Here is a 13,408-nt window from a genome sequence, read left to right as displayed (position 1 = left end):
TTTGGGAGGAGGGAGCATCATGACGGGACTTGTTCTGAAGGATATCAAGAAATCCTACGGCAGCGTGCACGTGCTGCACGGCATCGATCTGGAGATCAACGAGGGCGAGTTCATCGTCTTCGTCGGCCCCTCCGGCTGCGGCAAGTCCACCTTGCTCCGGATGATTGCCGGGCTGGAAAGCATCACCGCCGGCGATATGATGATTGCCGGGCAGAAGGTGAACGAGGTCCCGCCGTCCCGGCGCGGCATCGCCATGGTCTTTCAGTCCTATGCGCTCTATCCGCACATGACCGTCTACGACAACATGGCCTTCGGCATGCGCATCGCCGGGGAAAACAAGCAGGAAATCGACCGCAGGGTGCGTGCGGCGGCCGCCAGCCTGCAGCTCACTCAGTATCTCGAACGCCTGCCGAAGGCGCTCTCGGGCGGTCAGCGCCAGCGCGTCGCCATCGGCCGTGCCATCTGCCGCAACCCGAAGGTCTTCCTGTTCGACGAGCCGCTCTCGAACCTCGATGCTGCTTTGCGCGTTGCGACCCGCATCGAGATTGCCAAGCTCAGCGACTCCATGCCCGAGACGACGATGATCTACGTGACCCACGACCAGGTGGAAGCGATGACGCTCGCCGACCGCATCGTGGTGTTGTCGGCCGGCCGCGTCGAGCAGGTCGGTGCTCCCCTCGAACTCTACGAGCGCCCGGCCTATCTCTTCGTCGCCAAGTTCATCGGCTCGCCAGCCATGAACATCATCCCCGCAACGATCACCGCGACCGGTGCCACGACGACCGTGACGCTGACCGGCGGCAAGTCCGTGACGCTGGACATGCCCACCGAGGCTTCCGAGAAGGGCAAGACGGCGAGCTTCGGCGTGCGTCCGGAAGACCTGCGCCTTGCGAGCGGCGACGATTATCTCTTCGAAGGCGAGGTTTCTATCGTCGAAGCGCTCGGCGAAGTCACGCAGCTCTACATCGAAGGTCTTGTCGACGGTGAGCCGATCATCGTCAAGATTCCCGGTATTGCCGATATCCATCGTGGCGAGAAGATGCGCTTTGCCGCGGACCGGCAGAAGCTGCATCTCTTCGATGCCAGCGGTCATTCCTATCGCAAGTAGTCGCTTACGGGACGGCGCCGGCTCAAGCAAAGATGAATGACAAAATTCATCCTGGGCCGGCGCGTTCAAACCTTCTGTTAAAGACCCGCTGTTAGTCTCCCATCATAATATACCCCAGGGGTCTACTAAGATGGCCGCGTTCGGCAGAGCTAATTCGGGTCAGCATTTCCTCAACAAAGAAGAATCCTTCATGTATGACCGCGAAGTGCGGTTCCGCATGGAAGATACGATGAACGCGGCGCGCCTCGAATACACCGAAAAAGGCGTGATGAACCTTGCGTCCCGCCGCTGCGATATCATCCGTATCTCGCAGAGCAGCGCGGTTCTCGCGATCCTCACCCAGTATAATCTGCCGAAGCAATTCTATCTGGATATCCCCGACGCCCGCATCACCAAGGTCGGTTGCGTGCTGATGAAGGTCTTCTCCAACAACACGGTCGAGGTCCGTTTCCTGCGTCTCCTCACGGAGAAGGAACTGAACAAGATCTTCGTCTACAGCACGCATCCGGCTCACAAGAACCGCGTGCTGGATATCAGGGCTTAGCAGGCAAAAACAGAAAGGCCCGCGCGATTGAAACCGCGCGGGCCTTTCTGCATCGATATTGTCTAAATCCCCTTGCGGACACGCTCGGAGTTCGTCAGCGCTTCGCCCAGTCGGCCGAGCGTCTCCTTGAGGGCGTGCTCTGCAGAGTCGACGAGGGATTTGGCTCCGCCTTCGCAGGCAAACCCTGCATCGGTTTGGCCATTGCCGTTTCCGGAGACCGTGGCCCCGAGAAGACGGCCGTTAACACCGTCGACCGTAATTGAAGCGGCCATTTCCACCTCGGTCTCCATCCCCGCAGACCAGAATCCGGGAACCACGCGCAGACGCCCGTTCAGCTCCTCGCCGCGGACGATGATCATGCCGCGAGCGCCCCGGGCCTTCAGCTGATCTCGACCGACCGGTTGCTGAACGACCTCCAATTCGGTCACCAGATTGGCAAATGTCTGCCGGACGGAGCTTGCGAAGCTTGTCGACACGTTGAGCGGGAAAGTATGCGCCGCACAGTTGAAATCGGAAGGCTTTATCGCCCTGTCCAGTTTGGCCGCATCAACGTAGAGGAGATATTTTCCGGGCAGCTTGCCGTCGTATGACGAATAGACGTTATAGGTCGCGACGGGCAGCGGTTCGGCCTTGTATTGGCACGCAGTAAGGAATGCGCTCAAGACGAGCGCAGATGCGATCTTTAATTTCATGATGGTCCCCAATTTCCCGCCTGGAGTGAAACAGAATCTCAACTGAGAGTCGAGGTTTCGCGGCAAATTTTCCACTAGTGGCAGACTGGCAACTTCCGCCGTGAGGGAGTGTTTCAATGGCTCCATTCACAGCGGAATCGCGCTCAGGGTTGATGAGAAACACTTGCGAGCAGGGGCTATCCAGCAGCTAACGTGTCGAGAACCACCTGCTTCAGCTTTGCATCGGCCACTTCCGAGAACACCAGATCCTCGCGGCCGAAATAGCTCTTCTGATTGATGGCCGACCAATCGTTGCAGACGAGCGTATAGCGCTCCTTCTTGGGCTGATCGACGGGTGCGGCATGGAGATAGTCGCCGGTGCGCGCCGCAAGCGGTATGTCGCCTTCCTGATTACAGCGGGCAAGAATGGCCGCAAGTACAGCGGCGTCGACTTCCGTTCGCATAAGCTTGCCGTCGAACCGCACTGAGGAATTGAAGCTATAGCGGCTGACTTCGCCTTGAGGCAGGCCCGCGCCGAACGAGGTGTGGCCGACGAAGCCGACATCCGCTTTCACCTTCCTGGCCATCAAATCGGCCACGAAGCGCCCGACTTCATCCACCGGCATCGTCTTGCCGTTCTTGCCGACGATGGCGCGATCCTCATCCGTCAGATGGCGGGCAAGGACGGCCGGAATGAGATCCTTCAGCGCGGCAGAAGGAGCGCCGGTCGAATCGATCTCGATGCGCTGAAGCATCGCTGCCGTGCCGGGCGCGGCAAGGGTCGCAACCGTAATCGCCGTCGACCAGGAACCTGTGTGAACGTAGCGCGTGGCGCCCTGTTCATGAGTGAGGTTCAGATGATCGTGCCCGCCGACGATGAGCGTGCCGTCGGGGAGGATCGGCAGGATATCGCGATCCGCAACCACACCGGCATGGCTGAGCACGATGTTGATGCTGTCCTTGCCGAGAATGCCCGGCAGGTTCTTCTTGGCCCATTCCACCGGCTGCGGAATGTCGAGCATGTCGCGCGTCGCCTTGGGGTAGGTCTTGACCGCATCCGTCGCAAAGCCGGCGATGGTGATCGACTGGCCGTTGAGCGTCAGATGGGCGGAGGCCTGCGTGTAGGGCGCGCCGGCGCGCTTGTCGACGATGTTGCTGAGCACGGTGACGCCAAGCCCGCGGGCTCGCGTGACGAAATTGGCGAGATCATTGTCGAGATCGGGCTCATGATTACCGATATTGACGACAGTCGGCGCCAGCTTGGCGAGCGCTGCAAGAAAGGCCCAGTCGATCTCGCCGCCCGACCGCGTGGCCACGACATTGCCTGACTCGAACAAGTCACCGTTCAACAGAATCAGATACGGGCCGTCCTTGGCCGCGATCTGGCTTTCGATCGTCGCCAGCAACTGCCCCATGCGCTCGTAAGCCGAATGCAGATCCGACAGGATAAAGGCGCGAAGAGGCTTTTGCGCGGCAGCAACGGGCGTAGCCGAAAGCAGAGCCGGCAGGACGGCCGTGCCGGCGAGAAGTTTCAAAGCCTGACGGCGTCCGAGCAATGACTTGAACATGAATTTTAATCCCCCGGGAATTGCATGCTATGCCCAAGGGATTAGTCAATTCCGTTGTCAGTCCTGTGACGCAACAACCTTAGTGGCGGAACAGCACGCTCGCACCCTGATCCGCCGGCCCTGCGGCATGGCGGAAGGGCGCGAAGAGCTCGCGGCCCATGCCGAACTCGTTCTCGGAGAGATCGACGACCACGGGCTCGCGCTCGGCCATGTCGGCGGCATCAACAAGCACTTCCAGCGTGCCGGCGATGGCGTCGATGCGAATGATGTCGCCTTCCTGGATGCGGGCGATCGGGCCGCCGTCGACGGCTTCCGGCGTCACATGGATGGCGGCCGGAACCTTGCCCGACGCGCCCGACATGCGCCCATCGGTCAGAAGTGCCACGCGGAAGCCGCGATCCTGCAACACGCCGAGCGCCGGCGTCAGCTTGTGCAGCTCCGGCATGCCGTTGGCCTTCGGTCCCTGGAAGCGGACGACGGCAACGAAATCGCGGTTCAGCTTGCCGTCCTTGAAAGCCTGCTGCATTTCCAGCTGGTCGTGGAAGATCACGGCCGGCGCTTCGACGATATGGCGCTCAGGCTTAACGGCGGAGATCTTGATAACAGCCTTGCCGATATTGCCGCGGAGCATCTTCAGGCCGCCACTGCCCTGGAAGGGGGTCTCGATGCTGGCCAGCACCTTCGGGTCATGGCTCTTGTCCGGGGCAGGCTCACGCACGACATTGCCATCGGCGCCAAGCTTGACGTCGATGGAGTAGCCGCTGAGGCCCTGGCCGTAGACGGTGCGCACGTCGTCGTGCAGCAGCCCCTTCTTCAACAGTTCCTTGATGAGGAAGCCCATGCCGCCGGCAGCATGGAAATGGTTCACATCGGCGAGCCCGTTCGGATAGACGCGAGCAAGCAGCGGGATGATGTCGGACAGCTCGGAAATATCCTGCCAGGTGAGCACGATGCCGGCCGCGCGCGCCATGGCGACGATGTGCATCGTGTGGTTGGTCGAGCCGCCGGTGGCGTGCAGGCCGACGACGCCGTTGACGATCGAGCGCTCGTCGATCATCTCGCCGGCGGGCGTGAACTCGTTGCCCATGGCGGTGATCGCAAGCGCACGCTTGGTCGCCTCGCGGGTCAGCGCTTCGCGCAGCGGCGTGCCGGGATTGACGAAGGAGGCACCCGGCATGTGGAAGCCCATGATCTCCATCAGCATCTGGTTCGAATTGGCCGTGCCGTAGAAGGTGCAGGTGCCGGGGCCGTGATAGGACTTCGATTCCGCTTCGAGCAGTTCGGAGCGGCCGACCTTGCCTTCGGCATAGAGCTGCCGCACGCGCGACTTCTCGTCGTTCGGCAGGCCCGAGGTCATCGGTCCGGCCGGAATGAAGACGGCGGGCAGATGGCCAAAGGAGAGGGCGGCGATGACGAGGCCGGGGACGATCTTATCGCAGACGCCGAGGAAGACGGCCGCATCGAACATGTTGTGCGACAGACCGACGGCCGCCGACATGGCGATCAGGTCGCGCGAGAAGAGCGAGAGCTCCATGCCCGGCTGCCCCTGCGTGACGCCATCGCACATGGCCGGCACGCCGCCGGCAACCTGCGCGATCCCACCCGCTTCGGCGGCCGCCTGGCGGATGATCGCGGGATAGGTCTCGAAGGGCTGATGCGCCGAAAGCATGTCGTTATAGGAGGTGATGATCCCGAGATTGGGCACCTGGTCTCCCGCCAGTGCATCCTTCTCGGAGGGGGAACAGATGGCAAAGCCATGTGCAAGATTGGCGCAGCCGAGCACGGAGCGTTGCGCGCCTTTGGTTGCTGCATTGCGCAGGCGGTCCAGATAGCGTTCGCGCGTCGGCTTCGAGCGCTCGACGATGCGTGCGGTGATCCTGGAAATGCGGGCGTCAGCGGCCATGGTCGATCTGCCTCCGTCTGTTTTGCGCAATGCCCGAAGATCTGTTTCGGTAGAGGGCGTGGCGCGGGGTCCAAAAGTCAATGCTTTGCCGCTGCGCCCGCAAGGGCACATGGCGCAGCATAGGTTGCTGTGTCATTCAAGGTTCGATGACGGGCCTAAGGCCGTGTCACGGAGCCCAATAAATTTCGACCGGGGAAGCCGCCCGGCGCAGCATGGCGCGGATCGGCATCTCGGTTTCTTCACCCGACGCTTCGGCCTTGGCCAAAACGTCCTTCTTCGCTTCTCCCTCGATATGGAGCACCAGCAATCGGGCATCCTGAAGACTGGAGAAGGTGAATGTCAGCCGCGGCTCACCGGCACCGTCGGCTTCCATCGTGATGATGCCGCGCGGGGTATTCGGATCGAGTGCGGTCTTGAGGTTGCTGCCGCCCGGAAAGAAGGAAGCTGTGTGGCCATCATTGCCCATGCCGAGGATGACGACGTCGAAGGGATGGCCGACAGCCTTGGTCTCTTCCGTGGCGATGACTGCTGCCTCCTCGACGGTGGCAGCAGCCTGATAGAGCGGAAGGAAGTTGGCGGCAGCCGCCTTGTCCTTCAGCAGGTTTTCCTGAACGAGCAGGTGGTTCGAGCGCGGATTGTCCGCCGGCACGAACCGTTCGTCGACGAGGGTGATCGTTACCTTGCCCCAGTCGATCGAGCGCGATGACAGCGCCTGGAAGAAAGCCTTCGGCGTCGAGCCGCCGGAGACCGCGATGCTTGCGGAGCCGCGCGCGGCGACAGCGGCCGAGAGGGTCTCGGCCACCTTGTCCGCGAGCTTGCCCGCGAGTTCGGCACCATTGGCAAAAGCATGCATGTTGGCTGTCATCGTCGTTGTCCTGATTAGATGTCGTCGTGCCAGGTGCGGCCGTCACGTTCGATGAGCGCGATAGCCTGGCTCGGACCCCATGTGCCGGCAGTATAGCCCTGCACCTGCTGCCCGGTTGCTTCCCAACCCTTGAGGATCGGATCTACCCATTCCCATGCGGCTTCCACTTCGTCGCGGCGCATGAACAGCGTCTGGTTAGAGCGGATAACGTCCATCAGCAGACGCTCGTAAGCGTCCGGATTGCGGACGTTGAAGGCCGACGCGAAGCTCATGTCGAGCGAGACGTTGCGCAGGCGCATGCCGCCCGGACCGGGGTCCTTGATCATCAGCGACTGCTTGACGCCTTCGTCTGGCTGCAGGCGGATGATGAGCTGGTTGGCGACGATGCGGCCGGCAGCCTGATCGAAGATGTTGTGCGGGATCGGCTTGAAGGTGATGACGATCTCCGACACGCGGCCGGCAAGACGCTTGCCGGTACGGATGTAGAAGGGAACGCCGGCCCAGCGCCAGTTGCCGATCTCGGCCTTGATGGCGACGAAGGTCTCGGTGTTGGAAACGCCGCCTTCCAGCTCATCGAGATAGCCCTTGACCGGGCCGCCCGCCGAAGCACCGGCGCGGTACTGGCCGCGAACGGTTGCCTGCTCGACGTTGGAAGCGTCGATCGGCTTCAGCGCGCGCAGGACCTTCAGCTTCTCGTCGCGAACGGCTTCGGAATCCATCGAGGATGGGATTTCCATCGCGGTCAGGCAAAGCAGCTGCAGGATATGGTTCTGCACCATGTCGCGCAGCGCGCCGGCAGTATCGTAGTAACCGGCGCGGCCTTCGAGGCCGACCGATTCAGCGACCGTGATCTGCACGTGGTCGATATGGTTGGCGTTCCACAGCGGCTCGTAGAGCGCGTTGGCAAAGCGCAGCGCCATCAGGTTCTGCACGGTTTCCTTGCCGAGATAGTGGTCGATGCGGAAGATCTGCTCTTCCTTGAAGACCTTGCCGATCGTGTCGTTCAGCTGCAGCGCCGAGGCGAGGTCGCGGCCGATCGGCTTTTCGACGACGATGCGGGTCTGCTTGGTGATGAGCTTGTGTTCGTGGATCTTCTGCGAGATGTCGCCGAAGATGCCCGGAGCAACCGCGAGATAGAAGGCGCGCACGCGCTCCTTGCCTTCGTCCAGAAGCTTCTTCAGCTGATCCCAGCCGGCATCGCTGCGCGCATCGACCGGCACGTAGAACAAGCGAGCCAGGAACTTCTTGACTTCGGCTTCGTCATATTCGCCCTTCTTCAGGTGTTCCTTGAGGGCGGCGTCGGCGAACTTGCGATATTCTTCGTTGGAAAGCGCGCTGCGCGAAGCGCCGATGACGCGCGTCGGCTCGGAAAACTGGCCTTCGACCTGACGATGGTAAAGAGCGGGCAGGAGCTTGCGCTCGGCAAGGTCGCCGCTGCCGCCGAAAACGACATAATCAAATGGTTCAACGGGAATGATTTGGCTGCTCATGAGCTATCTCTCAATCGGTCTTGGTTGAGGCCCCTTTTAATCTAATCGATTTAAAAAGGCCAGTGTGCATCGCAAAATTCAGACTCGGCTTTTTAGAGCGGATTGCCGGCGGAAGAAATCATCTTCCGGTTTCTAAAACCTGTCGCGCAACGCAAACCACGAGAGCGCCAGGAACAGCAGAGGCGCCCGCATGCGCGCACCGCCGGGGAAGGGCGGTATGTTCAACTCCTTGAAGAGGTGAAGCTCGTCCGCATTCCCGAGAACCGTTTTCGCATAGAGTTTACCGCAATAATTTGACAGCATCACCCCGTGGCCGGAATAGCCGCCGATGGAGGTGACACCAGGCATGACCTCGCGCACGAAAGGCTGCCGGGGCATGGTGATACCAACCGAGCCGCCCCAGGCGTAATCGATCTTGATATCGCCGAGAGCCGGATAGATCTCGGTGATCTGCCGGCGGATGTGCTGCGTTATGTCGCGCGGATTGTCTGCCGTATAGGCCTCACGCCCGCCGAACAGCAGCCGCCCATCCTTCGATTTGCGGAAATAGCGCACGACGAAACGCGAATCGGCCACCGCCTCGTTGCCGGGCAGCACGCTCGGAAACCTGTCGAGCGGTTCGGTGGCGCCGATGAAGGAGCGGATCGGCATGACGTGGCTTGCCGTCACCGGTTCCAGATTGCCGATGTAGCCGTTGCAGGCGATCAGGATCCGGTTGGCGGTAATCTCGCCACCATCCGTTTCGATGATCGTCTTGCCGCCCGCTTGCCGGAAGCCCTTGGCCTTCGTCATTTCAAAGAGGGAAGCACCGGCTTCTGCCGCAACGCGGGCAAGGCCGATGAGCAGCTTCAGCGGATGGATATGGCCCGTGCCCATATCCCGGACGCCGTAGAGATAGAATTGCGAACCCAGCCGCTCCTGGGTTTCGGCCTGATCCATGAATTGCATATGCGGATAGCCATAGCGCGTCGCCGCGATCTCCGCATTGTCCATGTAGTCGCGCTTGTAGCTGCGCTTGTGCGTGACATTCATCTGGCCGGGCAGGAAGTCGATGTCGATGCCATGCTCCGAGGAGAAAACGAGCAGATGACGCTTGGCGTCCTCGGCAATGTCGAAGAGGGCTTTCGAGCGCTCGTAGCCGATCTTCTCTTCAATCTCTTCCGGCCAAGAGCGCTGCCCGGTGCCGAGCTGTCCGCCATTACGGCCGGAGGCGCCGTCACCGAAGCGATTGGCATCGATCAGCACCACCTGCGCGCCACCCTCCGCGAGGTTGTAGGCGGCCTGGAGGCCGGTATAGCCGCCGCCGATGATGGCGACGTCAGCCCGGCGCGAGCCGTCGAGCTTCGGATAGCTCGCGCGCGGGCCGACGGTCGCCTGATAGAAGGAAAGGCCCGGGGCGATCGGGCTCTGCCATGTTTCCTGCAGCGTCATGGGCGCCTCCCTTCACACGTTGAGCAGAAGGAATTCCCGCTCCCACGGGCTGATCACCTGCATGAAGGTCTCGAATTCACCGCGCTTCACGCCGGCATAAATGCCGATGAAATCCTGGCCGAAGACCTCTTCGAAGGCCGGCTCGTCCTCCATGAGAGCAATGGCTTCGAGAAGGCCGCGCGGCAGATCGATGGAGCCTTCATTGGCCGAGTCCTCGGTCGGCGCTGTCGGCTCCACCTGCTTCATGATGCCGAGCAGGCCCGACGCAAGCGAGGCGGCGAGCGCCAGATAGGGATTGGCATCGGAACTCGGCAGCCGGTTTTCGACGCGCCGCGCCTGCGGATCGGAAACAGGCACGCGGAAGGCGGTGGTGCGGTTGTCGTAGCCCCAGGCGTTGTTGACCGGGCAGGACATGTTCGGCGCCAGCCGGCGATACGAGTTCACATAGGGCGCCAGCATGGCAAGCGCATTCGGCACGAAGCGCTGCATGCCGCCGATGAAATAGAAGAATTCGGGCGAGGGGCTGCCGTCCGGATTGGTGAAGACGTTCTTTCCGGTCTCGATGTTGACGACAGACTGGTGGATATGCATCGCCGATCCCGGCTGGCTCTGCATCGGCTTGGCCATGAAGGTCGCATAGATGCCGTGCTTCAGCGCCGCCTCGCGGATCGTCCGCTTGAACATGAACACCTGGTCGGCCAGCTCGATCGGATCGCCGTGACGCAGGTTGATTTCGAGCTGCGCCGGCCCCTCTTCGTGGATCAGCGTATCGATCTCCAATCCCTGCTTTTCCGAGAAGTGATAGATATCGTCAATCAGTTCGTCGAACTCGTTGATGCCGGCGATCGAATAACCCTGACCGCCGAGAATGGAGCGGCCGGAGCGGCCCTTCGGCGGATGCAGCGGATAGTCCGGATCGTCGTTCTTGGCGACGAGGTAGAATTCGATTTCGGGCGCCACCACCGGCTTCCAACCGCGGTCGCGGTAAAGGCCCATGATGCGCTTCAGGACGTTACGCGGCGTGTAGGAAACTTCCTGGCCTTCGGAGTTGACGATGTCGCAGATCACCTGCGCCGTGGGGTCGGTCTCCCAAGGCACGACCGACAGCGTCGAGAGATCCGGCACCAACTTAAGGTCGTTGTCGCGCGGTTCGTAGCGGAAGCTTTCGGTCTCCTCAGGATACTCACCCGAGATCGTATGACGATAGATCGCCGAGGGCAGCGCCAACGACGTATTGGAAGTGAATTTCGAGGTCGGCATCATCTTGCCGCGCGGTACGCCCGCAAGGTCCGGCGTGATGCATTCTATGTCTTCGATCCCGCGCGCCCGCAGCCACTGCGCCGCTTCCTTCCAGTTTGCCACGCCACGTGCCGATCTCAGACCGGGAGGCACCATCGGTGCTTTCGAGACGGGTATGGAAGCTTTCAGCGGGGTCTTTCTCGCGGGCATAAAACACCGTATTTGGGTTGATCGGTGATTGCATCATAACTGCAGTTTGCCAATTGGCGAGGGGGAAAACCGCTCGGACTTTCGCCGTATGATGGAAAAATGACGAGAGCGTGCGGCGAAGAATGAAGGGCTGAAGCGTGGCTGGCAGATATGATGTGATCGTCCTTGGTGCGGGCGCTGCCGGGATGATGTGCGCCATCCGGGCAGGCCAGCGCGGTCGCTCCGTTGCCGTGCTGGACCATGCCCGCGCGCCGGGCGAGAAGATCCGCATTTCCGGCGGAGGCCGCTGCAATTTCACCAATATTCATGCCGGGCCGAAGAACTTCCTGTCGGCCAATCCGCACTTCGCCAAATCGGCACTGGCCCGCTTCACCCCGCAGGATTTCATCGCCATGGTCGGGCGCCACGGTATCGCCTGGCATGAGAAGACGCTCGGCCAGCTCTTCTGCGACGACAGCGCCAAGGATATCATCCGCATGCTGACCGACGAGATGCGCGCTGCCGGCGCAGAACTATGGTTGCGTACTGATATAAGCAATGTAGAGCAGTCAGCAGACGGCTATCGCGTCAGTACCTCAGAAGGCGTTTTCCAGGCGTCCTCGCTCGTCGTCGCCACCGGCGGCAAGTCGATCCCCAAGATGGGCGCCACCGGCTTTGCCTATCGCGTCGCCGAGCAGTTCGGATTGCCGCTCATCGAAACCCGGCCGGGCCTCGTGCCGCTGACGCTCGATCCGCAATTGCTTCAGCGCCTGGCGCCGCTCTCGGGCATCGCCGCGCCTGCCGAAATCCGTCACGGCAAGACGTCCTTCCGCGAGGCACTGCTTTTCACCCATCGCGGCCTCAGCGGTCCGGCTATCCTGCAGATTTCCTCCTATTGGCGGGAGGGCGAGGACATTACCGTCGTGATCGAGCCGGATATCGACATCCTGGCGCTGCTCAAGAAAGCCAAACAGGTCAATGGCCGGCAGTCGGCGCAGACTGCGCTTGCCGAAATCCTGCCGAAACGACTGGCGCAACATATCGTCGAGAGCGACGGCATATCCGGCAACATGGCCGATCAATCCGACAAGCGCCTGCAGCAGCTCGCCGCCGCCGTACAGTCCTGGCCGGTCAAGCCGTCAGGCTCGGAGGGCTACCGCACGGCGGAGGTGACGCTCGGCGGCATCGACACGGCCTGTCTCGATTCGCGGACGATGGAGGTCAAGGCCATTCCCGGCCTGTTCTTCATCGGCGAGTGCGTCGATGTGACCGGCTGGCTCGGCGGCTACAATTTCCAGTGGGCATGGGCGTCGGGCCATGTGGCCGGTGAAGCGGTTTGAATTGATCTTGCCAACGGGCCGCAAACTGGGCAAGAAGCATCTCCAGCGCGAGGATATGCAAGGAAAGCAATTATGACGTTCAAAATCCAGACACTTCGTCGAGCTAATGTTGCAGGCATAGCTGTGGCCGTGACGATGTCGCTTGGCATGCTTGCCGTGACGGTATCAGGTGCCAGCGCCGCATCCGCACAATGCAGCAAGCTGGACCCGAACGGCCGGGATAGCGGTGGCGATACCAATTTCGCCATTGCGATCCGCGACAAGAAGATCGATGTCGTCAAGAAGATGCTGGCCTGCGGTGCCGAGGTGAACCTGAAGACGACGGAGGGTTGGGCCCCGCTGCATACCGCAGCTTACTACGGCCCGGCGAGCATGATCGATCTCCTGGTCTCCAAAGGCGCCGACGTCAATGCGCGCGGGGATTTCGACGGCTGGACCCCGTTGCACATGGCGAGCCAGCAGCGCGATCCGGCAGTTGTCAAGGCGTTGTTGAAGGATGGCGCCGACAAGACCATCAAGTCCACCTCCGGAAAGACTGCCGCCGAAATGGCTAGCGAGCCCGCCATCGCCGCGTTGTTGAAATAGCGCACGCTCCCGTCGCCCGATCTCGGGTCAATGAGCGATGCGTGCGACACTTGCGGCCAACCTCTGGTATTTGTGTTTTCCTTTCCTACATCTTTCGTGAATACATTGGCAGTTGCCGAATGCACCATTTGCCGGTTATCGTGTCAGTGCGAAAATGGGAATATACTCATGAACAGAACACAGCGTCGCGCTCGCGCCATTGCAATCGCTCAGACCCGTGACAACGCCAGGCTTCTGGCGGCCAGACTGTTGATGTTGGCGACCGGCGTCACCGCCGTTTGCATCGCCTACCTTAGCGTACGCGGCTTCTGATTTCAGCCGCTTCGTTGCTCTTGGCCGTCGCCCGTCGACGGCCCGGGCTCGCGCGCAGATGTAAGGTTTACCATCCGCTTTTCAGCGTTTGATTGTATGCCGCGGGCCACACAACGCCCTTATCTGAAAATTAATTAATCACACCGACAATCCCAACCGATTT

At 61.2% G+C, this 13,408-nt stretch carries 12 protein-coding genes; 5 read left to right on the top strand and 7 right to left on the bottom strand.

Going from position 1 to position 13,408, the window contains the following annotated elements; translation table 11 throughout:
• The first annotated feature begins 19 nt into the window (after positions 1 to 19).
• The gene (gene ugpC / locus BJ928_RS04240; protein ID WP_047628014.1) at positions 20 to 1,108 is read left to right on the top strand and encodes a sn-glycerol-3-phosphate ABC transporter ATP-binding protein UgpC; all 1,089 of its coding nucleotides are present in this window, start codon (positions 20 to 22) and stop codon (positions 1,106 to 1,108) included.
• Between the two features lie 190 nt (positions 1,109 to 1,298).
• Positions 1,299 to 1,652 carry a hypothetical protein gene (locus tag BJ928_RS04235; protein ID WP_047628795.1) on the top strand — a complete coding sequence of 118 codons (354 nt, stop codon included), beginning with the start codon at positions 1,299 to 1,301 and terminating at the stop codon, positions 1,650 to 1,652.
• Between the two features lie 62 nt (positions 1,653 to 1,714).
• Here the strand turns inward: BJ928_RS04235 and BJ928_RS04230 are convergent, their stop codons facing one another.
• The 7 genes from BJ928_RS04230 to BJ928_RS04200 all read right to left on the bottom strand — a co-directional run bounded on the left by BJ928_RS04230 (position 1,715) and on the right by BJ928_RS04200 (position 11,029).
• Positions 1,715 to 2,344: a hypothetical protein gene (locus BJ928_RS04230; protein ID WP_052227474.1), complete on the bottom strand. Its 630-nt coding sequence runs from the start codon at positions 2,342 to 2,344 to the stop codon at positions 1,715 to 1,717.
• 176 nt (positions 2,345 to 2,520) lie between these two features.
• Positions 2,521 to 3,891 carry a metallophosphoesterase gene (locus tag BJ928_RS04225; protein WP_047628013.1) on the bottom strand — a complete coding sequence of 457 codons (1,371 nt, stop codon included), beginning with the start codon at positions 3,889 to 3,891 and terminating at the stop codon, positions 2,521 to 2,523.
• 79 nt (positions 3,892 to 3,970) lie between these two features.
• The gene (gene edd / locus BJ928_RS04220; RefSeq protein ID WP_047628011.1) at positions 3,971 to 5,794 is read right to left on the bottom strand and encodes a phosphogluconate dehydratase; all 1,824 of its coding nucleotides are present in this window, start codon (positions 5,792 to 5,794) and stop codon (positions 3,971 to 3,973) included.
• A gap of 166 nt (positions 5,795 to 5,960) precedes the next feature.
• A complete protein-coding gene (pgl, locus tag BJ928_RS04215; RefSeq protein ID WP_047628010.1) occupies positions 5,961 to 6,659 on the bottom strand; it encodes a 6-phosphogluconolactonase in 699 nt (232 codons plus the stop codon).
• A gap of 14 nt (positions 6,660 to 6,673) precedes the next feature.
• Complete coding sequence (gene zwf / locus BJ928_RS04210; protein ID WP_047628009.1) at positions 6,674 to 8,149, bottom strand: glucose-6-phosphate dehydrogenase; 1,476 nt, start codon at positions 8,147 to 8,149, stop codon at positions 6,674 to 6,676.
• Between the two features lie 132 nt (positions 8,150 to 8,281).
• Positions 8,282 to 9,580, bottom strand: coding sequence for an FAD-binding oxidoreductase (locus tag BJ928_RS04205; RefSeq protein WP_047628008.1), 1,299 nt, complete (start codon positions 9,578 to 9,580; stop codon positions 8,282 to 8,284).
• Positions 9,581 to 9,592: 12 nt separating this feature from the next.
• On the bottom strand, positions 9,593 to 11,029 hold the full coding sequence (locus BJ928_RS04200) for a glutamine synthetase family protein (RefSeq protein ID WP_047628007.1): 1,437 nt from the start codon (positions 11,027 to 11,029) through the stop codon (positions 9,593 to 9,595).
• Between the two features lie 137 nt (positions 11,030 to 11,166).
• On the opposite strand from BJ928_RS04200, the gene BJ928_RS04195 reads away from it, so the two are divergent.
• From BJ928_RS04195 to BJ928_RS38715, 3 genes are all read left to right on the top strand, one after another.
• Positions 11,167 to 12,348 (top strand): NAD(P)/FAD-dependent oxidoreductase, encoded by a 1,182-nt coding sequence (locus BJ928_RS04195; RefSeq protein WP_047628006.1) that lies wholly within the window; start codon positions 11,167 to 11,169, stop codon positions 12,346 to 12,348.
• Positions 12,349 to 12,420: 72 nt separating this feature from the next.
• The gene (locus tag BJ928_RS04190) at positions 12,421 to 12,933 is read left to right on the top strand and encodes an ankyrin repeat domain-containing protein (protein WP_047628005.1); all 513 of its coding nucleotides are present in this window, start codon (positions 12,421 to 12,423) and stop codon (positions 12,931 to 12,933) included.
• A 168-nt stretch (positions 12,934 to 13,101) separates the two neighbouring features.
• A complete protein-coding gene (locus BJ928_RS38715; RefSeq protein WP_183079361.1) occupies positions 13,102 to 13,245 on the top strand; it encodes a hypothetical protein in 144 nt (47 codons plus the stop codon).
• Positions 13,246 to 13,408 lie beyond the last annotated feature (163 nt).

This window comes from Rhizobium sp. WW_1, assembly GCF_003610155.1.
GTDB classification, from domain to species: Bacteria; Pseudomonadota; Alphaproteobacteria; order Rhizobiales; family Rhizobiaceae; genus Rhizobium; species Rhizobium tropici_A.
The sequence above is the reverse complement of the archived record's forward strand: the minus strand, read 5'-3'. Positions and strand labels throughout refer to the sequence as shown.